Source organism: Halomonas sp. BN3-1 (assembly GCF_003056325.1).
Taxonomy (GTDB): domain Bacteria; phylum Pseudomonadota; class Gammaproteobacteria; order Pseudomonadales; family Halomonadaceae; genus Halomonas; species Halomonas litopenaei.
This window is the reverse complement of the sequence record NZ_PYVV01000003.1, coordinates 78,182-100,724: the sequence shown is the minus strand read 5'-3', so window position 1 is coordinate 100,724 and position 22,543 is coordinate 78,182. Positions and strand designations below refer to the sequence as shown.

The following is a 22,543-nucleotide window of genomic DNA, read 5'->3' as shown; positions in this document are numbered from 1 at the left end:
GTCAGCTGGCGCGCTGCGGACCGGTGGGTGAATCGTCGGTACGCACGTCGTCGGCCAGCACACCGGCCTCTTCGAGCTCGTGATCGACGAAGCCGGCTCCCTTGGCCGCCCGGATGACCTCGGGGAGCCTGAGCAGCTGGGCGAGAATGAACATCGCGGCACCGATCGGAATCACCGACTGGGTGAACTGCACCGAGATGCTGGGCAGGCTCACCAGGGTGGAGCCTTCAAGAATCTGCACCACCTGAAAACCGGTGACGCCGAGCAGCACGAAGAAGCCGATGGTGATCGCCTCGGCGAGCAGCGCGATGGGCAGGCGAATGGACGGCGAAACCATGTTGATCACGCTGGGACAGGCGATATGGGCGCCCTTGAGGGCGGCCAGGGCGGCGCCGTAGTAGGTCAGCCAGGCCAGTCCGATCGAGGCGACCTCGTCGTACCAGCTGAAAGGAGAGCCCAACAGGCGTGACGCGAACCCGATGGTCACCACCAGGGTCAGCGCCAGCACATTGAGAAAGACGATGACCTCCAGAATCTTCTGGTAGGCCGCGGAAATGGTGGTAAGCACAGAGCATCCTCCGAAGGTGGATGCGGCCTCACCGAAAGTGGAGAGGCCGCAGTGGACAGGCGTTATTCGCGCAGTGCTTCCACCCGCGACAACAGTTCCTCACCACCTTCCACCTCGGCGGCGAACTTCTCGTAGATCCCGCGGGAACCCTCGACGAAGGCGTCGGTGTCGACCTCGTTCACCTCCATGCCTTCCTCTTCCATGGTGCTGACCAGGCTTTCGTCAAGCGAGGCGCCCTGCTCCAGTGCGAAGGCCTCGACCTCTTCGGCGGTCTCGATCAGCACCTCGCGGACGTGCTCGGGCAGGCGGGTCCAACTGGCACCTGCCAGCACATAGGCCGGGGAATAGACGTGATTGGACAGCGACAGGTAGTCCTGGACCTCCTGGAAGCGCTGGGAATAGATCTGTACCAGCGGGTTTTCCTGACCGTCCATGGCGCCGGTCTGCAGCGCGACGAAGGCCTCGGACAGCGCCATGGGCGCCGGCGATGCGCCGTAGCTCTTGAACATCTCGACCCGCCACACACCGTTGGGGGTACGCAGCTTGATGCCGTCCAGATCCTCAGGGACCACGATCGGGCGGACGTTGTTGGTGATCTGGCGGAAGCCGTTCTCCCAGATGCCGATGATGCGGTAGCGCTTGTCTTCGGCGACCGGATACAGGACATCGCGCAGTACCTCGTCGCGGACTCGGGCGAGGTGCTCCCGGTCCTCGATCAGGTAGGGCATCTCGAACAGCGAGAATTCCGGCGCCACGCTGCTCATGATCGAGGACGGCAGCGACAGATCGATGGTGCCGAGCTTGAGCTTGTTGAGCATCTGCTCGTCGGAACCCAGCTGGCTGGAGCCATAGGTCACCACCTCGGCCTCGCCTTCCAGGCGCTCGTTGGCCAGACGGGCGAACTCGTTGGCGGTCTTCTCGAACAGCGATCCCGGGCCACCGACGTGGCCGAACTTGATCTGCACCTCGTCGGCCTGAGCGGCACCGACGCCAAGCGCCAGTACGGATGCGGCCAGTACGGTCTTCAGCAGTTTCATAACCCTCACTCCGATTGTTGTTGTCCATCGTGGTCTGGCGGTGGGCGCCGACTGGCACCCTGGAGGAAGCCTCAACGGGAGCTGGCGTGCTCTTCACGTAACGGTTCCGTCAGTCGCGGATTCCGTCACTTGAGCTTTCCGTTTCCAGGGCGTTCAGGGCCTGGGGACAGGAGTCGCTTCCCGCTGGGTCAGGGTCAATATGGATACATAATTCAAAATTAGGTATTATACTTTTGTCTTTCGCAAACTCGCCTTAGAGAATATTTATTTCTTAACTTTCAGTGTCTTATATCGAAACAACGAGCTATCCAAGCCACTCGCTCCCTTGCTGCATCCCTGGAGACATACACAAAAAAAGCGAGCTCGAAGGCTCGCTCTGTCGCTTGCTGGTCGGTCCAGCACCCGTCCCTTTTGCCAGACAGTTGCCAGACCGAAATCAGGGATCTGAGACCGTCTCGGGCTCCAGCCCGGCTTGCCAGCCTGCCGCCTCGATGCCAGCGATGGCGGCGGCCTGATCGTCGGCCGAAGAGGCGCCACTGATACCGACCGCCCCCAGAATGCGCTGGTCGTCATCGAGGATCAGCACGCCCCCCGCCACCGGCACGAAGCGGCCCCCGGAGGCCTCGGCCACCGCCGCCAGGAAGGCGGGACGCTCGCGGTTACGCTCGCCGGTGGTACCACTGGATACCCCGATACCCAGCGCCGCGTAGGCCTTGCCGTTGGCCACCGGCCAGCGCAGCGGGCTGCAGCCGTCTTCACGCTCGGCCGCCACCGGATTGCCGCCGGCGTCCAGCACCACCGCGGTCAGAGGAGGCAGTTCGCCCTTGCGGGCAAAGGCGAAGGCGGCGTCGAGCAATTGCCGCGCCGACTGACGCGACAATTGTACCTGTGCAAGAAATACGTTTCCGGCCATAGCAACTCCAGCGCAAGATATGAGAGAAGACAGAAAAGGCAGGCAGCAAGACAGCGGCCGGAATCCGATCGATGCCATTCGGCCCCACCCTCCGCTGCCTCACAGGGTTACCCGAGTGCCTGGCCAAATACGCTCGCCAACACTCGCATAATTTGAATAATGAATTCATAATACGGAAAAGTTGAACCGTCAAGCGTTCGACCGTCAAACGATGATGAGCCCGGGAAATCCGCTATGGAAAAGATTCAGCCGCGTAGCCTGTACCTGGAAGTGGCCGACAGGATCCGCGACCTGATCGAGCAAGGCAGCCTGCTGCCCGGCGAGAAGATCGCCGAAAAGGCCCTGTGTGAAACCTTCGGTGTGTCACGCACCCCGCTCAGAGAAGCCCTCAAGGTGCTGACCTCGGAAGGGCTGGTCGAGAACCTGCCCAACCGAGGTTCCCGCGTGGTGCGCCTGACCCGGCGTGGGGTCAAGAATACCTACGACGTCATGGGCGCCCTGGAAGGCCTGTCCGGTGAGCTGGCCTGTCAGCACCTGACAGATACCGACGTCGAGGAGATCCGTCGTCTGCATCAGCTGATGCTGGGCCATTACCAGCGCCAGGAGCTGGCCCCCTACTTCGAGGTCAACCAGCAGATCCACGAGTGCATCCTGGCCGCGTCGAACAACGACGTGCTGATCGAGATGTACAACAACCTGAGCCAACGGGTGAAGCGCATTCGCTACAGCGTCGAGATGGGCTCGGCCAACTGGGCCAAGGCCGTCGACGATCACGAGGCCATGCTGGAGGCGATCGAGGCCCGCGATGGCAAGCGCCTGGGCGACATCCTGCGCGCGCACCTCGGCCACAAGCTCGAGGTAGCCGCCGTCAGCGGCATCATCGACGAGGAATAGCAGGTCCCGGGACGGCGCGCAGAAGTCTCTGCCGTCGTCCCGGCACTTACCACTCCTCCAGGCGCATGGCCGAGCGCTCCAGACGCTGATCCTCGGCCTCGATCTCGCGCAGCATGTCACCGATGGTGGACAGGTGCTCCAGCGCCACCCGCCGCGCCAGTTGTGGCTTGCCCTCTACCACGGCTCGGTGCAGGCGGGCGTGCTGGCGGTTGATCATGTCCCTGGCGTCAGGGCGATGATAGAGGTGCTTGACCGAGGCGAACACCGAGCTCAGCAGCAGATCGGTCAGGCTCTGCAGCGTATGCGCCAGCACCGGGTTATGCGACGCCTGGCAGATCGCCAGGTGGAAGGCGTGATCGAGTCGCGCCAGACGCTCCACCTCGAGGGGGTCCGCCTTGTCCACGTAGTCCGCCATCTCGCGGTAGCGCCGGGTGATCAACACCCTGTCCGAGGCGGTGCCTCGGCTCGCGGCCAGGCTCGCCGACTCCCCTTCCAGCAGCGCACGCACCTCGAGCAGGTCGTACAGGGTGCGCGGGTGCTCGCGAAACAGGTGCATCAAGGGCGTGGCATGGGGCGCCTCCACCAGTGGCGCCACCTCGGAGCCACGCCCCTGGCGAGTCACGATCACGCCTTTGCTTCGCAGGCTGCCAAGCGCCTCGCGCAGCGACGAACGCCCCACCCCCAGCCGCTCGCACAGCCGCCGTTCCGAGGGCAACAGCTGGCCCGGGCGAAAGACACCGTCAAGGATCAGCGTCTCGAGCTTCGAGGCGATGGCCTGGGAGGTGCTGCTCGGTGCCAGTCGTTCTTCGTTGTCCCACATGTCCTGCCTCCCGCAGCGTGCGCGGTTCGTCGTCCGTATTGATGCCCTGAACCGAGCACATCTGCCAATAACTGGTCAGACCAGCAAACCAAAATCTGGACACCGAGGTCAAGACAACGCAGATTGTAGTGCAGACAATAACCATCATTAGCCGCACGACCGTGCTAGCTCAACCGAGGAAGCGTCATGAACATCCTCTATGACGAACGCCTGGACGGCGCCTTGCCACGGCGCGACAAGAACGAGGTGCTCGCCGAACTCACCCGCGTGGTCCCCGACCTCACCCTGCTGCACCGCGAGGAAGACCTGCGCCCCTTCGAATGCGACGGCCTGTCGGCCTACCGCGTACTGCCCATGCTGGTGGCCCTGCCAGAGCGCCTGGACCAGGTCGAGGCGCTGCTCAAGCAGTGTCGTGAACTCGGCGTGCCGGTGGTCACCCGCGGCGCTGGCACCGGACTTTCCGGTGGGGCCCTGCCGCTGGAACAAGGCGTGCTGCTGGTCATGTCGCGCTTCAATCGGATTCTCGACATCGACGCCGACGCCCGCATCGCCCGGGTCCAGCCCGGGGTGCGCAACCTGGCCATTTCCGAGGCGGCGTCGCCCTACGGGCTCTACTATGCGCCGGACCCCTCCTCCCAGATCGCCTGCTCGATCGGCGGCAACGTGGCCGAGAACGCCGGCGGCGTGCACTGCCTCAAGTACGGCCTCACCGTACACAACGTGCTGAGGCTCGAGGTGATGACCATCGAGGGCGAGCGCATGACCATCGGTTCCGAGGCGCTCGACAGCCCCGGTTTCGACCTGCTGGCGCTGATGATGGGCTCCGAGGGCATGCTCGGCGTGGTCACCGAGATCACCGTCAAGCTGCTGCCAAAGCCCGAGACCGCCAAGGTGCTGATGGCCAGTTTCGATGACGTGGAAAAGGCCGGCGCCGCGGTCGGTGACATCATCGCCGCCGGTATCATCCCCGGTGGCCTCGAGATGATGGACAACCTGGCCATCCGCGCCGCCGAAGACTTCATCCGAGCCGGCTACCCGGTGGACGCCGAGGCGATCCTGCTGTGTGAGCTCGACGGCGTCGAGGCCGATGTGGACGACGATATCGAGACCGTGCGTGAGGTGCTGGCCAAGGCTGGCGCCAGCGACGTTCAGCTCGCCCGCGACGAGGCCGAACGCGCCAAGTTCTGGGCCGGTCGCAAGAACGCCTTCCCTGCGGTCGGCCGCATGTCGCCGGACTACTACTGCATGGACGGCACCATTCCTCGCCGCGAGCTGCCGAGGGTGCTCAAGGGCATCAGCGATCTGTCAGAGCAGTACGGGCTCAAGGTGGCCAACGTCTTCCACGCCGGCGACGGCAACATGCACCCCTTGATCCTGTTCGATGCCAACCGCGAAGGGGAACTCGAAACCGCCGAGGCACTGGGCGGCAAGATTCTCGAGCTATGCGTGGAAGCCGGCGGTTCGATCACCGGTGAACACGGCGTCGGCCGCGAGAAGATCAACCAGATGTGTGCCCAGTTCGACAGCCTGGAGATCACCGCCTTCCACGCGGTCAAGGCCGCCTTCGACCCAGAAGGACTGCTCAACCCGGGCAAGAACATCCCGACGTTGGCCCGGTGCGCCGAGTTCGGCGCGATGCACGTGCACAACAACGAGCTGCCGCACCCGGAACTGCCAAGGTTCTAGCCATGACAGCCACGAGAGCGTCCCGACGCTGGCGCGCTGCGCGCGATCAAGGTTCAGTGCCATGCATGGTGCACAACAACGAGCTGCCGCACCCGGAACTGCCAAGGTTCTAGCCGGAGCCGCCACGCTTCCAGGCGCCGCAGGAAAGGGTCACGGTTCAGACAGGAAGGCGGCAAGCCTCGTCTCCCGCCATCGACCGTGACGTCCTTGCAGCGCTTCCGTGCTCCGTGTGTCGCGCCTTGTCGACGTTTGTCCCTCTTTGTCGGAATTCAGGTACCACCATGTCCAACAATGACGTTTCCCCTTCCGCCTTCGACGGCCTGGCGGCTCTGTCCGAAGCGATCCAGTCGGCAAGCGCCGAACGTCCGCTTCGCATCGTCGGCGGCAACACCAAGGCCTTCTATGGCCGCCCGGTGGAAGGTACGCCGGTATCCACCCGCGAACACCGCGGTATCACCAGCTACGATCCAGTCGAGCTGATCGTCTCGGTGCGTGCCGGCACCCTTCTCTCCGAACTCGAGGAGGCGCTGGCCGACCAGGGCCAGATGCTGCCCTTCGAACCCCCGCACTTTGGTGCCGAGGCCACCGTCGGCGGCACCATCGCCGCCGGACTGTCCGGGCCCCGCCGCCCCTGGGCCGGCTCGGTGCGGGACTTCGTGCTGGGCCTGCGGGTACTCGATCACCAGGGGCGTGAACAGCGCTTCGGCGGCGAAGTCATGAAGAACGTGGCAGGTTACGACCTGTCACGCTTGATGGTCGGCGCCCAGGGCACCCTGGGACTGATCACCGAAGTCACCCTCAAGGTGCTGCCGCTACCCACCGCCAGCGCCAGCCTGCGTCTGGAAATGTCCCAGTCAGAGGCTCTGAGTCGTCTGGCCGAATGGGGACGCAAGCCGCTCCCCTTGAGTGCAGCAGCCTGGCACAGTGGCGCCCTGCATCTGCGTCTCGAAGGCGGTACAAGCTCGGTGGCCGCCACCCGCGAGGCGATCGGCGGGGACACCCTCGAGGCCGACTTCTGGCGCGAGCTCCGAGAGCTGTCGCTGCCCTTCTTCAGGGATGCCAGCACGCCGCTGTGGCGGATCAGCCTGCCGACCAACACCCCGAGCCTGGACATCGCCGGCGTCGAGCCACATCAACTGCTGCTCGACTGGGCCGGCAATCAGCGCTGGCTCAAGGGGCAGGTCGACGCCGAGTCGCTGCGCGACGCCGTCGCCCAGGCAGGTGGCCACGCCACCTGCTTCACACCGGGCGCCGCCGAGCCCTTCACGCCACTGCAGCCGGTGGTCGCCAAGTACCACGAGCGGGTGAAACGCAAGCTCGATCCCGACGGCATCTTCAATCCGCGCCGACTGTATCCGGACTGGTAGACCGGGCACTGAACGATCACAGCCGCCCGGCGAAGGCGGCATGATCGGACAGCCATCGACAGACGACCTGATCCCCCGTTTGGCCCCGGCGAAGGTCCGGGCCTCGACCATGACTAGCGGATAACAACATGCAGACCCATTTCAGCGAAAAAGACCTCGAGAAGCCGCACATTCGCGAGGCCGACAGAGTCCTGAGAAGCTGCGTTCACTGCGGCTTCTGCAATGCCACCTGCCCGACGTACCAGTTGCTTGGCGATGAGCGCGACGGTCCGCGCGGCCGCATCTACCTGATGAAGGAGATGCTCGAAAGTCCTGAAGACGACGACCAGATCACCGAGGAAACCCGTCTTCACCTCGACCGCTGCCTCACCTGTCGCAACTGCGAGACGACCTGTCCCTCAGGCGTCGAGTACCACAAGCTTCTGGATATCGGCCGCGCCGAGATCGAACGGCGTGTGCCGCGCAGCACCTCCGACAAGGCGCTTCGCTTCGGCCTGCGCAAGGCACTGGTCGAGCCCGGCCGGTTCAAGGCCCTGCTGGCGCTAGGCCAGACCTTCAAGCCGCTGGTCCCCGGGGCGCTCAAGAGCAAGATGCCCCCGGCCCCGGTCGACGCTGGCAAGCGCCCCGACGGCAAGCGTCATCCGCGCCAGATGCTGATTCTCGAAGGCTGCGTGCAGCCCGGCCTGTCGCCCAACACCAATGCCGCCACTGCTCGCGTGCTGGACCGCCTGGGGGTCGGCCTGACGCCCGCCCCCGAGGTCGGCTGCTGCGGCGCCATCGACTTTCACCTGAACGCCCAGGAAGCCGGACGCGAGCGAGCCAGACGCAACATCGACGCCTGGCTGCCTCACTTGGACGCCGGTTGCGAGGCCATCATCCAGACCGCCAGCGGCTGCGGCGCCTTCGTCAAGGAGTATGTCGAAGTGCTGGCCGACGACCCCGACTATGCCGAGAAGGCACGCCGGGTCAGCGAGGCCGCCAAGGACCTGGTCGAGGTGCTGGGGCAGGAAGACCTGACAACCCTCGACGTGCGCGCCGACCAGCGCCTGGCCTTCCATTGCCCCTGCACCCTGCAGCACGCCCAGAAGCTCAACGGCGCGGTGGAAACGGTACTGACCAGGATGGGCTTCACCCTGACGCCGGTGCGAGATGGTCACCTTTGCTGTGGCTCCGCCGGCACCTACTCGATCACCCAGCCCGAACTGTCACGCCAGTTGCGTGACAACAAGATGGACGCGCTGGAGGAAGGCAAGCCGGAGGTGGTTGTCACCGCGAACATTGGGTGCCAGACCCATCTCGCCGCCACCAACCGCACCCCGGTGCGCCACTGGATCGAGATCGTCGATGAGGCCCTTGGCTAAGGACGGATGGTCACCGCGCTGAAATGTTCAGGTGCCAGACCCATCTCGCGGCGACCAACCGCACCCCGGTGCGCCACTGGATCGAGATCGTCGATGAGGCCCTTGGCTAAGGACGTATGGTCACCGCGCTGACATCTTCAGGTGCCAGACCCATCTCGCTGCGACTAACCGCACCCCGGTGCGCCACTGGATCGAGATCGTCGATGAAGCGCTGGGCTAAGGACGGATGGTGACCGCGCTGACATCTTCAGCTGCCAGACCCATCTCGCTGCGACCAACCGCACCCCGGTGCGCCACTGGATCGAGATCGTCGACGAGGCTCTGGTCAGACAGGCCCAGAGCGCCTAGACTAAAAACGAAAATATTTTCCATATTAACCACAACCCTCAATCACAAGGACTCCCCATGCCGACCAAGCCTTACCTCGACCAGTCCCAGGTCAACGCCATCCTCGACGCTGCCCAGAAGGAAGCCGAGGCCAATGGCTTCGCCGTGACCATCGTCGTCAGCGATGATGGCGGCTACCCGCTGGGCCTGCGCCGTCTCGACGGCGCTGCACCGTTCAGTGCCGACGTCGCGATGGCCAAGGCCCGCTCCGCCGCTATCGGTCGCAAGGAGACCCAGGTCTTCGAAGACATGATCAACGGCGGCCGCAACGCCTTCCTGTCGGCGCCCATGGAGGGCCTGATGTCCGGTGGCGTACCGGTGATCATCGACGGCCAGGTGGCCGGTGCCGTGGGCATCTCCGGCGTCAAGCCGGACCAGGACATCCAGGTCGCCAAGGCCGGGGCCGCCGCTATCGGCTAAACGCCTGGGCAGGACACAGTGATACGTCACTCGAATCCTGTACAAGCCTGCTGTACAACTGGTATTGCGTTATCGACCGCCGCCTTGACTGGCGGCGGTGCCTTTTCCGCCAGACCTTCTCGATGACATGGACCCGTCCCGATGCCCCTCCTGCCCTTTCTGGCGCCCCTGGGCGCCGTCTTGATCTGGTCCGGCAACATGACCATCAACCAGCTGACCGTCGGCACCATCGCCCCCAGCAGCATCGCCTTCCTGCGCTGGGTACTGGCGGTGGCCGTGTTGACGCCCTTCGTCTGGCGCCAGAGCTGGCGCGAGCGACACGCCATCGCCACGCATTGGCCCAAGCTTGCGCTTCTGGGACTGCTGGGCATGGCTCTGTGGCAAGGATTGGCCTACGTCGCGGCGGCCTCTACCAGCGCCACCAACATGGGCATTCTGGCGGCCATGGTGCCGCTGTTGACGATTCTGCTCAGCGCCCTGGTGCTGCGTGAGCCACCTAGCTGGGGCGGCTGCCTGGGCGGCGTGATGGCTCTCGCGGGCGTGCTGTGGCTACTCGGCAGAGGTGACATCGCCGTCCTGGCCAACCTGGAAGTGGCTCCTGGCGATGCGCTGATGGTGGTGGCCGCGACCTGCTACGCCCTTTACGGGGTCATGCTCAAGCGTTGGCCGCTTGCCATATCGCCCTGGGTCATGCTCTACGTTCAAGCGGTGTTCGCCGTCCTGCTGTTGCTGCCGGCCTACCTGCTGGGCCCAATGACACCGATCGACACAAGCAACGCCGGCCTGATCCTGTACGCCGGCATCCCCGCCTCTATCATCACCACCTATCTGTGGATGTTCGCGATTCGCCACATCGGCGCCAGCCGCGCCAGCATCTTCATCAACCTGATGCCGCTGTTCAGCGCCCTGATCGCCATGCTCTGGCTCGGCGAACGGCTTGGCTGGTACCACCTCAGCGGCGGCGCTCTGGTGCTTGCCGGCGTGCTGACGGCCCAGACCTTCCGGCAGCCGATCCGCCGTCACGGCGAGGCCCGCTGACTTTCGTCCCGCGGCCCCGTCACAAGGGCCGAGGACGTCAAGATGTCGCTGAAACGGCTAACCATAATTAGACAAGAATAACGTCCGTATTTGCAAAACCACCATGCGTTGTATAGGTTTAGTACAACCGTTGAGCACAGGACGCCAACGGCCTCTGCAAATCCAGCGACGAGAGGTTCCGCATGAAACACATCGTCAAGGCCGCAGCACTCATGAGCACGATGGCACTGTTCTCCAGCATGGCCATGGCCGCTCACCATGAGGAAAACGAAGCCCAGGAAAGCGGCGTCGATACCTCAAACAATGTGACCGAACAGCAAGACTCTTCCAGCATGGCCGATGACAGCGCCATGAATGCCGACAAGCCCCTCGTCGAAGACGGTGGCGTCGACTCTTCCAACAGCGCCGAGCAAGCCGACGACAGCATGTCCGAGACCCAGCCGAAGGGTGAGCTGGCAGAGGATAGCGGCGTCGACTCCGCCAACGACACCGAATAATCGCCAGGCCACGGATGGTCACAGTGGCAGGGACTCGCCACGGCATGGCGGCCAGGATGGCCGCTGGTGGTTCCAGGAAGGAACCGCAGGGCAGGACGCCCACGACTGAGCGATGGACAGGCTCGCGCCCGATATCCCCATGGACGATCTCGGGGCCCACGGAAGGGCCCAGGCCTTGACCCGAACAGCCGCGTGGCAGTCATCGCCGCGTGATAGCGGCCAGGATGGCCGCAAGAGGTTCCAGGAAGGAACCGCTGGGCAGGAACCCCAACAGAGCCAGCGGACAGGCTCAGTGCCCGACACCGACAGGGAAGAACACAGGGCCCACGGAAGGGCTCAGGCCACCCACTCGATGGCGTCACCAGGAAGGTGACGCAATATGTCGGGAGCAGGCCTGCTCACGACCCGCCCCACATCCCGCCCCCCACCCTTCAGTCCCCGCATGAAGCGACGGACAATGAAAGGTCGACGACGGGAATGCCGTTGTGCCGTCATCAGAGCATCATCAACAGCTACAACCCGGAGGTACTACGATGAACACCTACCAGACCACACTGCTGAAGCGCCTCGCCCTGGCCGGCTTGATCGGCCTGTTCTCCAGCGCCGCCCTGGCCGATCACCACGCCGAGGGAGACGAAGAGATGAAGCAGGAGCAAGTCATGCCTGAAGATAGCGGCGTCGACTCCTCCAACGATTCAGCGAAGGCCGAGGGCGAAGATGGCGCCATTCCCGGAGGCGAGATCGTCAAGGATGGCGGTGTCGACTCCAACCACGCGCCCAGCGACGACGCTTCCGCCAGCGACAGCCAGTCGGCGCTGGACGAGGGCGACCTGGTGGAAGACAGCGGTGTCGATTCGGCCAACGAGCCGGAAAACGACGTCTAAGCCTCCAGATTGCAGGACACCTGCGCTGCAGAGCTTGCACGCAGCATCCCAAGGCTCCGCTACGGCGGGGCCTTTGTCGTGGCAAGGCCCGCTGTTTGTTGGACGCGTTCTTTCCAGCGCTCTCTCCAGCGCTTCATGCTTCCCTTGATGTGCACTACTGCCCCCCGAGCTTTAGATGCATAACGCTTATGCTTTTGCGCTATGCTGCACACCTCGTTCCGCCTTGCTCTGGGCGGCATGTTAGACTATGCGGTCCATTTCCGGAGGAACGCTTCATGTCCCTCGATGATCTTCAGCTCAATCTCCGTAACCTCACCTGTGACGACTACCCTCAGCTCAAGGGGCTGATGGACAAGGTCTACCACGACATCGGCGGAGCCTGGCCCAGGATCACCATCGACAGGCTGGTGGCGGAGTTTCCTGACGGCCAGATCGTCATCGAGGACGACGGCCGGGTCATCGGCGTGGCGCTTACCGCCCTGGTCGACTACGAGGAGTTCTCCAACCCGCACAAGTACGACGACCTGATCGGCAAGCGCGAGACGATCCAGAACGCCAAGGACGGCGATGCCATGTACGGCATCGACGTGCTGATCGACCCCGACTACCGCGGCTATCGCCTTGGCCGTCGCCTCTACGAGGCGCGCAAGGAGGTCTGTCGCCAGCTCAACCTCAAGGCCATCCTGGCCGGCGGACGCATCCCCGAGTATCACCGGGTGGCCGACAGCATGTCGGCGAGCGAGTACATCGACAAGGTCTCGCGCAAGGAGCTGCATGACCCGATCCTGTCGTTCCAGTTGTCCAACGACTTCCAGGTCAAGCGCCTGCTGCGCAAGTATCTGCCGGAAGACGAGAAGTCCCAGGGCTACGCGACCCTGCTCGAGTGGAACAACATCCTGTTCGAGCCGGCCGAACGCATGCTGGAAAGTCGTCCGACCCAGGTTCGAGTCGGCGCCGTGCAGTGGCAGATGCGCGAGTTCGCCTCGGTGGAGGCGGTGCTGCAGCAGGTCGAGTACTTCGTCGATGCCTTGTCCGACTACCAGAGCGACTTTGCGGTCTTCCCGGAGCTGTTCAATGCACCGCTGATGGGCCTTCAGGACCGCGCCGCCCAGCAGGACCAGATGGCGGCCATCCGCTTTCTGGCCGGCTTCACCGAGCGCTTCAAGACCGAAATGTCGCGCATGGCGGTGGCCTATAACATCAACATCATCGCCGGATCGATGATCGAGGAAGGTGACGACGGACGCCTCTACAACGTGGCCTACCTGTGCCACCGCGACGGCTCCATCGAGCGCCAGGCCAAGCTGCATATCACCCCCCAGGAGCGCCGCGACTGGGTGATCGAGGGCGGCGAGGATCTGTGCGTATTCCAGACGGATGCCGGACGCATCGGCATCCTGATCTGCTACGACGTGGAGTTCCCGGAGCTGGGCCGACTGCTCGCCGATCAGGACATGGACCTGCTGTTCGTGCCCTTCTGGACCGATACCAAGAACGGCTATCTGCGGGTACGTCACTGCGCCCAGGCCCGTGCCATCGAGAACGAATGCTACGTGGTGCTGTGCGGTAGCGTCGGCAATGTGCCATCCATCGAGAACCTGGACATCCAGTACGCCCAGTCCTCGGTGTTCTCGCCTTCCGACTTCGCCTTCCCCCACGACGCAGTGATGGCAGAGACCACCCCCAACACCGAGATGATCATGTTCTCCGACCTGGATCTGTCGCGGTTGACCGTGGTGCGCGCCGAGGGCTCGGTGACCAACCTCAAGGACCGCCGCAAGGACCTGTTCGACCTGCGCCTGCGCGACTGGTCGTGGAAGTCCGGCGCCAGGGACCAGGACGACAGCTAGGCTGTGTTGTCACGACTCAAGCGCTGGCGGGCGGCCCGCTTCGATGCCCGCCACCCCTTCCCCGCCGCCACCTGGGCAGGCGCCCGAGCGCGCCTGCCCTTGCTGGCCCGCGTGCCCGAGGCTTCGGCCCAGCGCCTGGGTCAGCGCGCCTGGCGGTTTCTTCACGACAAGCGTCTGAGCCTGCACCCGGACCTGGACCCTGCGGCACTGGATAGCGAGGAACGCCTGGCCCTGGCGGCCCAGGCCTGCCTGTTGACGCTCGGCTGGAGCGAGCACGAGCACCAGGAAGCCTTTGCCAACGTGCACGAAGTACTGGTGTTGCCCGACGCCTTTCGTCGCCAGGTCGAAGAGATGGACGAGGCCGGGGTGATGCACGTCTACGAGGACGAGCGCGCCGGCGAGACCTTCTACCAGGGGCCGGTGGTGATCGCCTTTCCCGATCTGGTCGAGAGCGGTGGCCTGGATGGCTTCAACGTGGTCATCCATGAATTCGCCCACAAGCTCGACATGGGCAATTCCCAGGACGTCGACGGATTTCCACCACTGCCGGTCGCCATCGCCTCCAGGGAGTGGCATCGCGAGTTCACGGCGGTCTGGCAGGATCTGCAAAAGCGCCTCGAAGCAGGCGACCCCACGCCCATCGATGACTACGCCGCGAGCCATCCCGGCGAGTGCTTCGCCGTCTGCTGCGAGACCTTCTTCAGCGCCCCCGACCGTCTGATGGAGGCCTACCCGGGGCTCTACGGTCTGCTCTGTCGCTACTTTCAGCAGCAGCCCCTCAAATGGCCGCTGACTGCCGATAACGTCCCGCCCGCACCCTCACCCGCCACTCAGGAATCCCCTTGATGACGCGGCGCTGGCTACTGCCGACCCTGGCCATCACCGTGCTGGCAGCGCTGGGACTGACCTGGCAGTGGCTGGCCATGCATGACCTGCTTACCGTCGACACCCTGATGAAGCTTTCCCAGGATGGCACGGCGTGGCGCGACAGCCCCTGGGCCATCGTCGTGGTGGCTGCGGTCTATGCGGGGCTATCGCTTGTGATGTTTCCGCTGAGTCTGCTGGTGGCAGCGACCGGGCTGGTATTTGGCCCCTGGTGGGGCTTCGGCTACGCCCTGATCGGTACCCTGTCGGCCTCCTGCCTGACCTGGTGGGTCGGTCGCAAGCTTGGTCGCGATGCGCTGTTGCGCTACGGGGGAAAGCGCTTGAACGGCCTGTCACGCTACCTGTCGGGACGCGGCATCCGCACCATGACGCTGGTCAACCTGCTGCCGCTGGCCCCCTTTACCCTGACCAACATGATGGCCGGGGCCTTCCATCTGCGCTTTCGCGATTACCTGATCGGTTCCACCCTGGGCATCGCCCCGGGCCTGGCCGGGGTCACCCTGCTCGGCAGCCAGTTGGGCGAGTTGATCACCGCTGACAGTCGCAGCGAGATCTTCTATGCGCTGGGTGGCCTGGCGCTGGGTGTTGGCCTGCTGGTCGGACTCAAGCGCTGGGCCGACGGGAGAAAGGCCGATCGGGGATCATCCAGACAAGTGGAAAGCAAGTAGCACCGCCACGGCTGACCTTACTGCGTCACGTGCACGAACTCGACTCGGTTTCGACCATTGGTCTTGGCCTTGTACATCGCCTGATCGGCCTGGTTGACCAGGCTGTCGAGGTCGCTCCCATCGCTGTCGATCAGCAACGCACCGATACTGGCGGTGACGCGTATCACGCTGTCGGCGACGGGTATCTCCAGCTCGGACAGGGCAAGGTTGAAACGCTCGAGGGCAGACATCAAGGCGGGCTTGTCGACGCCCGCCATGACCACGCAGAACTCCTCTCCCCCCATGCGGGCGATAAGGTCCGACTTGCGAAAGCTTGCGTCGAGCGCCTTGGCCACGGCGACCAGCACCCGGTCTCCGGATTCATGGCCGTAGGTATCGTTGATCGACTTGAAGTGATCGAGATCGACCAGCGCGACGCCCAGCGCTCCCTTGCCGCGCTGCCAGCGCTTGGCCAGGGTGGCGAAACGGGTAGCAAAGGCGCGACGATTGCATACCCCGGTCAGGGGGTCGGTCTCGGACAGCACTTCCATCTCTTCGATCTGATGATGGATGCGTATGCTGGCGGCGACCCAGTGGGCCATGGCCTGCAGGCGCTCACGATCTTCGTCGGTGAAGGCATTCGGGCTTTCGTGGGCGATGTTCATGGTGCCCACGCAGCGACTGCCGCTGATCATCGGGACATCGAGACAGCACCCCAGCCCCTTGGCACTGAGCATCTGGCAGTCGAGATCGGGACTCCCGTCAAAACGCTCGGCGTACTCCGCCTGGCGAGTGCGATAGACACGTCCGACCATGGTGCCGTAGATCGGCACAGGCTGATCCATCGGGATGGCGTTGTTACCTTCCATGGCGATCAGGGTCAGCTCGGTCTCGGACTGCGCCAGAGTGATGGAAGCGCGGTTGGCGCCAAACACCGTACTTGACCAGCGTGCCACCGTATCCAGCACGTCCTGGAGCGATTCGGCCGCGGACAGCTCATGCACGAAGCGTATCGGTAACTCGATGGTCAGATCCGCGCGCAGGGACACGGCGTCGTCATCACGCTGCGCCGACGATGATCGCTTGCTGTCCTGCCGTGTCTGTTCCAACGTCATACCCTCACCGAGCGCTGGTCGCTCTATCCAACCGAAGAAACGAAGCCTTTGGAGATTCTATCGTGCTCTCCCGGGGAAGCACGAGTCACATGAGCATAAAATGAATAAACGCACTATTCGGAAAATCTTGTGCGTTTAAACCTGGGTGTCTTGAATCACCAAGCGGCGTCACCTCGACGGCAGTTCGGGTTCGTCTTCGTGTTGGCCGGGCCACCAGGATGGCCGCTCCTCACGCCACTCTTCACGCCACTCCTCCTGGACCAGATGGCGTAGCACCCTCCCTCGGTAGCGTAGCATCTGCCACTCCGCGCCCAGTCGGCTGCGTACACGCTCCCAGCCGCCGTCATCGGCGTGGGTGAAGGGGCCACCCCGGGCGATCGCCAGGCGGTAGACCCGCAGGCAGCGCTCGGCGCAGCGAGCCTCGTCGTAGGCCTGGGCCGTGCTCAGGGCGGCCTCGTGCTGGGCCGGCCAGTATCGTGCGTCGGTACATTCGGCCAGGGCCAGGGCGAAGGCCTGCTCATCCTCATGCGCCAGCAGCCGTCCATTCTCGCCATTTCGCACGACTTCGCGAACGCCAGGGGCATCGAGGGCCACCACCGGCAGCCCCGCCGCCATCGCTTCGGCCACCACCATGCCCTGGGTCTCGCTGTGTGATGCAAAGGCAAAGACGTCCATGGCGTGGTAGGCGTCGATCAGCGCCTGCCCGTGCAGGCAGCCGGTAAAACAGACACGCTCGCTCACCCCATGACGATCGGCGGCCGCTTCCACCGCTTCTCGGGCATCACCGTCTCCTACCACCAGCCACCAGGCCTCGGCATCCTCGACCAGCGCCTGGCACACCGCGCCCGCCAGAAATGCCAGATTCTTCTCCTTGGCCAGCCGACCAAGATGGCCGATCACCCGGGCATCAGCGGGGATCGCGAAGTGATCCCGCCAGCGATCACGCTTGCCCGTCGCAAAGCGTGAAGTGTCCACTCCGCTGGGCACCACCGTCATGTCCGGGTTGCCGGCGCGCTGGACCAGCAGCTGCTTGACGCTCTCGCTGGGAGCAATCACCTCGTCGCACAGCCAGGTGTACTGGGTCGCCAGCGCCACCGCAAAGCGCTGCATCCGCGAGGAATCTCCCGGCACGTAGTGGGTGTAGTGCTCGTACAGCGTGTGGTGGGTGAACACCAGTGGCAGGCCGTAGGTTTCCGCCGCGCGCGCTGCGGTGTCGCCCAGCAGGAAGGGATGGTGTGAATGAACGATGTCTGGCTCGAAAGCCTCGATGGCGTCGAACAGTTGTCCGGGGATTGGCACCGGCAGCGAGAAGTCGCTGCCGTTGAAATGCTGCACCGCGACGACACGCACCACGTCCGGCTCGTGTTGCGGCTGACCCTCCAGCCGAGGCGCCACCACCAGGACACGATGCCCCGCCTGCTGCAACTGGTGCTTCAGGCGCTGCACGGACTCGCTGACACCACCGACGATCGGCGCATAGGTGTTGGTGAACATCAACACATTCACGGCGGCAGCAGTCTCCCGAAACAGATGATGGACCGCACCCCGGCGGCGACAATCCCAGGGTGCGGTGCAGGCGGGAGCCGGACGGCACCCTCATTCTCAATTCTATGCTCTTACGAGCGCCAGCGCCCGCCAGCGATAGCGCTCGATAAGCGGGCACGATCATACCGACTCGAGCGGCTCAGCCCCAGCCCTCCTGGAGCAAAGTGCCGAAGCCTGACCTCTTGCCGACAAAGTTGTCACGATGGCCCTGGCGCCACCTCGCCCGCCAGCCAGCGCCATAGCCGTTCGCTTTCGATACTGCCCTGCGCACTGCGCGGGCGACACAACCAGAATCCTTCGCGGGTGGGCACCTCGATGTCGAACGGGGCAACCAGCCCCTGGGGATCTTCCAGCAGGCAGCGGTGCACCAGCGCCACCCCCGCCCCTTGCCGGGCCAGGGCCATCACCATGGACAGGTTGTCGCAGATCAGACTGTGACAGTGGCTCGACAGGTCCTTGCGCCCGGCGTGCTCCAGCCAGGCCGGCCAGCCGGCCGCGAAGCCCGCCGCGTGGAGCAAGGTCTGCCCGGCCAGGGCATCCAGCGAGACGAGCTGCTCTGCCAGCGGCGGCGTACAGACCGGCAACAACGACGACGCCCCCAGTGAGATCGACTCCATGCCACGCCACTCTCCCTGGCCGTAGCGCAGTTCGATATCGGCCCCTTCGGCACCGAAATCCGAACTCCAGACGGCGCTGACCACACGCACGGTCACCTCGGGGTGGGTAAGGTGAAATCGTGCCAGACGAGGCGCCAGCCATTGGCTCTGAAGCGCCGGCGTAGTGCGCAGCGTCACCGAACGATCCGGGGTCACGCCGAACACCTCCAGGGTGCCCTCATCGAGCCGCGCAAAGGCTTCCTGGACGCTCGGCAACCAGGCCTGGCCCGCCGGCGTCAGCGTCAGGCTGCGCGGGTGGCGCACGAACAGTGGCTGCCCCAGGCGGTCCTCCAGCAGCCGAATACGTTGACTGATGGCGGCCTGGGTTACCGACAGTTCCTGGCCCGCCGCGGTAAAGCTCAGGGTTCTTGCCGAGGCCTCGAAGGCCTGCAGCCAATGCAGAGGAGGAAGTCGGTGCATGTAGTTTCTGGCCCTGTGGTTTAGCGACGATGAAAAAGACAGTCATAAGCCAGGCTTGGCCTAAGGCGTCATATTAGTCGTTTGTCGCCATCGCCTCGAGCCCCCACCATCGGCGTCAACACTCGTCACCTATTTCGTCAACACTCGTCACCTGGGAGCCATCCATGAGCACCACCTCGTTGACCTCGACCGCCGACGCCGGCCACATCGACATGCACGAACTGGCCCCCTGGCCCCAGCACCTGACGCTGACCGACGTGGTCGCTGAAGACTTGCGTCTCTCGCTGGTCTGGAACAACGGCGACCGAGGACAATTTCCTCTGTTGTGGCTGCGCGATCACTGCGCCTGTGATCAGTGCCGCCACCCGCTGACCCGGGAACGCCTGGTCACACCGATGGCCGCCGTTCCAGGGCTCGACGAGGCCCGCATCGAGCACGGTCAGCTCCACCTTGACTGGCAGGACGGACACCACAGCCGCTTCGCCGCCGGCTGGCTGCACCAGCGTCGCCCCGGCGAGGCCGTCATCGACAGCCTGCCGCGGCCTGTCGCCTGGCAGACGCCGTTTTCCCCCCAGCATGTGCGGCATGCCGATCTGGTAGCCGGGGGCAACGGCGAAAAAGCCTGGATCACGGCGTTGCTGCGCGACGGTCTGGTGCTGCTCGACGAAGGTCCGCTGGAACTCGAGGAGGTCAGTCGCCTGGCACGGCGCATTGGCCCGCTCAAGGCCACCAACTTCGGGGCTCGCTTCGACGTCATTTCAAAGCCCAACCCCAACAACGCGGCCTACACCTCGATTGCCCTGGCGCTGCACACCGACCTGCCCAACTGGCGCCAACCGCCGGACATGCAGTTGCTGTATTGCCTGAAGAACGATGCCGAAGGCGGCGGCTCGATCTTCGCCGACGGCATCCAGGTCGCCGAGGCGCTGCGCGCGGCCAACCCCGATCACTTCCAGCTTCTGGCCGAGACCGCCATCGACTTTCGATTCCAGGACGAGGAACACGATATCGGCGTCCGCGAGCCGGTCATCGACGTCGGCACGGATGGGCGCATCCGCGAGATTCGCTTCAACAACTGGATTCGTGACACCCTGCACCTGCCTGCCGACCTGATCACCCCCTGGTACGAGGCCTACCACCACTTCTGGACCCTGCTGCATGCACCACAGCATCAGATTGCCCTCGACCTGCGTCCCGGGCAGATGGTGGCCTTCGACAACCGCCGGGTACTGCATGGACGTGAGGCCTTCGATCCCACCACCGGGGAGCGTCACCTCCAGGGCACCTACCTGGACCGCGACATGCTGGAATCCCGGCTGCGAGTGCTGGCACGCAAGGGCTGACGGGGCCGGCAGTCGTTCAATCGAGTGACGGGATCCTGGCCGCCAGGCGCCGAGCGAGGAAGTCGACCAGTGCACGCAAGCGCGCGGGGACGTGCCGGCGCTGGGCGTAGACCGCGAAGAAGTCGGCACGCACCCCCTGCCAGCCCGGCAGCAGGCTGACAAGGCGCCCCTCCTTCAGTTCATCGTGAACGTCCCACCAGGAGCGCAGCATCACCCCGTGACCATCGAGCGCCAGTCGCTTGATGACCTCACCGTCATTGCTGGTAAGGCGCCCGCCGACCTTGACCGACGTCTCGACACCGTCGGCGTCGACGAATCGCCACAGCGCAAAATCGCTGTCATTCTCCCGCAGTACCAGACAGGCGTGGCGCTGCAGCGCCTGGGGAGTCTCGGCCCGACCACAGCGCTCGATATAGTCGGGAGAGGCGCAGGCAACACGTCGGCTGGCCACCAGACGGCGGGCCACCAGGCGCGAGTCGGGGGGCTCGCCAATCCGGATGCCCAGATCCACGCCCTCCACCAATGGCGCGGGAAAGTTGGAGAGTTCCAGTGACGCCTCGATGCCCGGATGCAATGCACAGAACTCGGACAGCAAGGGCGCCACATGGCGACGGCCGAAACCGAAGGTCGCGTTGAGCCGCAGCGGTCCCGCCAGCGCTTCGCGATCCTCGCCCAGGCTCTCTTCCAGTTCGGCCAACTCATCCAGTAGCGCGACTCCCCTCGCCAGGTAACGCTCACCTTCGGCGGTCAGGGTAAGCCGCCGGGTGGTGCGCGTGGCGAGCTCCACCCCGAGCCGCGCCTCCAGCTGCTTCAGGCGCTTGCTGACCGCCGACAGCGACAGTCCCAGCTCGCGTGCGGTGGCGGTCAGATTGCCGGCCTGGGCCAGTTGACGAAAGAACGCCAGATCATCGAGTGACGCCACCCTTTTCTCCACTTGAGGTCAACAATGAATTGCCATCGAGCCCCATTATCGCCTCGCTGTAAAGAGCTAGACTGACTTCACCCCTTGCCCCCGCCAGGTTCCACGCCAGGCACCACCGTGGCCGGCGCGTGAGGCGCAAACGACACGCCAGCAGACAAGATCAAGGAGCTTTCATGGCCCATCGCATCGCCATCATCGCCGGTGACGGTATCGGCACCGAAGTCATGCCCGAGGGCGTGCGCGCCCTCGAGGCTGCCGCCAAGCGCTTCGCTATCGACCTGGATACCCAGACCTTCGACTTCGCCTGCTGCGACTACTACCTCGAGCACGGCAAGATGCTGCCGGACGACTGGCGCGAGACGCTGATCGACTTCGATGCGATCTTCTACGGCGCTATCGGCTGGCCCGAAAAGGTACCGGATCACATCTCGCTGTGGGGCTCGCTGCTCAAGTTCCGCCGCGAGTTCGACCAGTACGTCAACCTGCGCCCCTGCCGCCTGCTGCCGGGTATCAAGAGCCCGCTGGCCGGTCGCGAGCCCGGCGACATCGACTTCTACGTGGTCCGCGAGAACACCGAAGGCGAATACTCGAGCGTCGGTGGCACCATGTTCGAGGGCACCGACCGAGAGGTGGTGATCCAGGAAACGGTGATGACCCGCCACGGCGTCGACCGGGTGCTCAAGTACGCCTTCGACCTGGCCCAGAGCCGCCCGCGCAAGAAGCTGACCTCGGCCACCAAGTCCAACGGCATCGCCATCACCATGCCCTGGTGGGACAGCCGTGTGGCCGAGATGGCCAAGCAGTACGGCGACGTCGAGGTGGACAAGTTCCACATCGATATCCTGACCGCCAACTTCGTCATGCATCCGGACTGGTTCGACGTGGTGGTGGCCTCCAACCTGTTCGGCGATATTCTTTCCGACCTGGGGCCCGCCTGTACCGGCACCATCGGCGTGGCGCCCTCGGCCAACATCAATCCCGAAGGCACCTTCCCGAGCCTGTTCGAGCCGGTTCACGGCAGCGCCCCGGATATCGCCGGCAAGGGCATCGCCAACCCCATCGGCCAGATCTGGTCCGGCGCCATGATGCTCGAACACCTGGGTCACAAGGACGCCGGCGACGCCATCCTGGCCGCCATCGAGGCGGTGCTGGAAGACGGCGACAGCGAAGTGCTGACCCCGGACCTGGGCGGCAACGGCACCACCGAGCGTCTGGGCGCCGCGATCAGCGAGCGTATCGCCCAGGGCTGACCCCCCTGCCGGCCCGGCATCCTCGAGCCGGGCCGGTC

General features: G+C 64.5%; 21 protein-coding genes. 13 read left to right on the top strand and 8 right to left on the bottom strand.

The features are described 5' to 3' along the window. Position 1: 1 nt before the first annotated feature. The 3 genes from C9F12_RS05540 to C9F12_RS05530 form a co-directional block, all read right to left on the bottom strand. The gene (locus C9F12_RS05540) at positions 2-568 is read right to left on the bottom strand and encodes a TRAP transporter small permease subunit (RefSeq protein ID WP_071211091.1); all 567 of its coding nucleotides are present in this window, start codon (positions 566-568) and stop codon (positions 2-4) included. A gap of 62 nt (positions 569-630) precedes the next feature. Further along, positions 631-1,605 carry a TRAP transporter substrate-binding protein gene (locus tag C9F12_RS05535; protein WP_045991725.1) on the bottom strand — a complete coding sequence of 325 codons (975 nt, stop codon included), beginning with the start codon at positions 1,603-1,605 and terminating at the stop codon, positions 631-633. A gap of 436 nt (positions 1,606-2,041) precedes the next feature. Continuing rightward, positions 2,042-2,518 (bottom strand): heme-binding protein, encoded by a 477-nt coding sequence (locus C9F12_RS05530; RefSeq protein ID WP_045991724.1) that lies wholly within the window; start codon positions 2,516-2,518, stop codon positions 2,042-2,044. 234 nt (positions 2,519-2,752) lie between these two features. On the opposite strand from C9F12_RS05530, the gene C9F12_RS05525 reads away from it, so the two are divergent. After that, positions 2,753-3,412 (top strand): GntR family transcriptional regulator, encoded by a 660-nt coding sequence (locus C9F12_RS05525; RefSeq protein WP_045991723.1) that lies wholly within the window; start codon positions 2,753-2,755, stop codon positions 3,410-3,412. 46 nt (positions 3,413-3,458) lie between these two features. Here the strand turns inward: C9F12_RS05525 and glcC are convergent, their stop codons facing one another. Then, entirely contained in the window at positions 3,459-4,232 is a 774-nt protein-coding gene (glcC, locus tag C9F12_RS05520; protein ID WP_045991722.1) for a transcriptional regulator GlcC, read from the bottom strand. Between the two features lie 186 nt (positions 4,233-4,418). Between glcC and glcD the strand changes: the two genes are divergently transcribed. The 10 genes from glcD to C9F12_RS05465 all read left to right on the top strand — a co-directional run bounded on the left by glcD (position 4,419) and on the right by C9F12_RS05465 (position 15,275). Continuing rightward, complete coding sequence (glcD, locus tag C9F12_RS05515; RefSeq protein ID WP_108448248.1) at positions 4,419-5,918, top strand: glycolate oxidase subunit GlcD; 1,500 nt, start codon at positions 4,419-4,421, stop codon at positions 5,916-5,918. A gap of 281 nt (positions 5,919-6,199) precedes the next feature. After that, positions 6,200-7,285, top strand: a complete 1,086-nt coding sequence (gene glcE, locus C9F12_RS05510; RefSeq protein ID WP_045991720.1) for a glycolate oxidase subunit GlcE — start codon at positions 6,200-6,202, stop codon at positions 7,283-7,285. A 128-nt stretch (positions 7,286-7,413) separates the two neighbouring features. Next, entirely contained in the window at positions 7,414-8,646 is a 1,233-nt protein-coding gene (gene glcF, locus C9F12_RS05505; protein WP_108132418.1) for a glycolate oxidase subunit GlcF, read from the top strand. Between the two features lie 405 nt (positions 8,647-9,051). Further along, positions 9,052-9,453 (top strand): heme-binding protein, encoded by a 402-nt coding sequence (locus C9F12_RS05500; protein WP_045991718.1) that lies wholly within the window; start codon positions 9,052-9,054, stop codon positions 9,451-9,453. A gap of 141 nt (positions 9,454-9,594) precedes the next feature. Next, positions 9,595-10,491 (top strand): DMT family transporter, encoded by an 897-nt coding sequence (locus C9F12_RS05495; protein ID WP_108448247.1) that lies wholly within the window; start codon positions 9,595-9,597, stop codon positions 10,489-10,491. A gap of 182 nt (positions 10,492-10,673) precedes the next feature. Beyond that, positions 10,674-10,988, top strand: a complete 315-nt coding sequence (locus tag C9F12_RS05490) for a hypothetical protein (protein ID WP_045991716.1) — start codon at positions 10,674-10,676, stop codon at positions 10,986-10,988. Positions 10,989-11,521: 533 nt separating this feature from the next. Continuing rightward, positions 11,522-11,872: a hypothetical protein gene (locus tag C9F12_RS05480; protein ID WP_108132416.1), complete on the top strand. Its 351-nt coding sequence runs from the start codon at positions 11,522-11,524 to the stop codon at positions 11,870-11,872. Between the two features lie 275 nt (positions 11,873-12,147). Beyond that, the gene (locus C9F12_RS05475) at positions 12,148-13,722 is read left to right on the top strand and encodes a bifunctional GNAT family N-acetyltransferase/carbon-nitrogen hydrolase family protein (RefSeq protein WP_045991713.1); all 1,575 of its coding nucleotides are present in this window, start codon (positions 12,148-12,150) and stop codon (positions 13,720-13,722) included. 3 nt (positions 13,723-13,725) lie between these two features. Beyond that, entirely contained in the window at positions 13,726-14,568 is an 843-nt protein-coding gene (locus tag C9F12_RS05470) for a M90 family metallopeptidase (protein WP_108448245.1), read from the top strand. After that, entirely contained in the window at positions 14,568-15,275 is a 708-nt protein-coding gene (locus tag C9F12_RS05465) for a TVP38/TMEM64 family protein (protein WP_108448244.1), read from the top strand. The genes C9F12_RS05470 and C9F12_RS05465 overlap by 1 nt, the downstream gene beginning before the upstream one ends. A gap of 17 nt (positions 15,276-15,292) precedes the next feature. On the opposite strand, the gene C9F12_RS05460 is transcribed toward C9F12_RS05465, so the two are convergent. From C9F12_RS05460 to C9F12_RS05450, 3 genes are all read right to left on the bottom strand, one after another. Next, positions 15,293-16,369 (bottom strand): sensor domain-containing diguanylate cyclase, encoded by a 1,077-nt coding sequence (locus tag C9F12_RS05460; protein WP_108448243.1) that lies wholly within the window; start codon positions 16,367-16,369, stop codon positions 15,293-15,295. 168 nt (positions 16,370-16,537) lie between these two features. Next, positions 16,538-17,875, bottom strand: a complete 1,338-nt coding sequence (locus C9F12_RS05455; RefSeq protein WP_108448242.1) for a glycosyltransferase — start codon at positions 17,873-17,875, stop codon at positions 16,538-16,540. A gap of 236 nt (positions 17,876-18,111) precedes the next feature. After that, positions 18,112-18,990 carry a LysR substrate-binding domain-containing protein gene (locus C9F12_RS05450; RefSeq protein WP_108448241.1) on the bottom strand — a complete coding sequence of 293 codons (879 nt, stop codon included), beginning with the start codon at positions 18,988-18,990 and terminating at the stop codon, positions 18,112-18,114. 164 nt (positions 18,991-19,154) lie between these two features. Here C9F12_RS05450 and C9F12_RS05445 point away from each other — a divergent pair, with 164 nt between their 5' ends. Continuing rightward, positions 19,155-20,333, top strand: a complete 1,179-nt coding sequence (locus C9F12_RS05445) for a TauD/TfdA family dioxygenase (protein WP_240184181.1) — start codon at positions 19,155-19,157, stop codon at positions 20,331-20,333. A 16-nt stretch (positions 20,334-20,349) separates the two neighbouring features. Here the strand turns inward: C9F12_RS05445 and C9F12_RS05440 are convergent, their stop codons facing one another. Beyond that, positions 20,350-21,255 carry a LysR family transcriptional regulator gene (locus C9F12_RS05440; protein ID WP_108132410.1) on the bottom strand — a complete coding sequence of 302 codons (906 nt, stop codon included), beginning with the start codon at positions 21,253-21,255 and terminating at the stop codon, positions 20,350-20,352. 173 nt (positions 21,256-21,428) lie between these two features. On the opposite strand from C9F12_RS05440, the gene C9F12_RS05435 reads away from it, so the two are divergent. After that, positions 21,429-22,505, top strand: a complete 1,077-nt coding sequence (locus tag C9F12_RS05435; RefSeq protein WP_045991709.1) for a tartrate dehydrogenase — start codon at positions 21,429-21,431, stop codon at positions 22,503-22,505. The last annotated feature ends 38 nt before the right edge of the window (positions 22,506-22,543 follow it).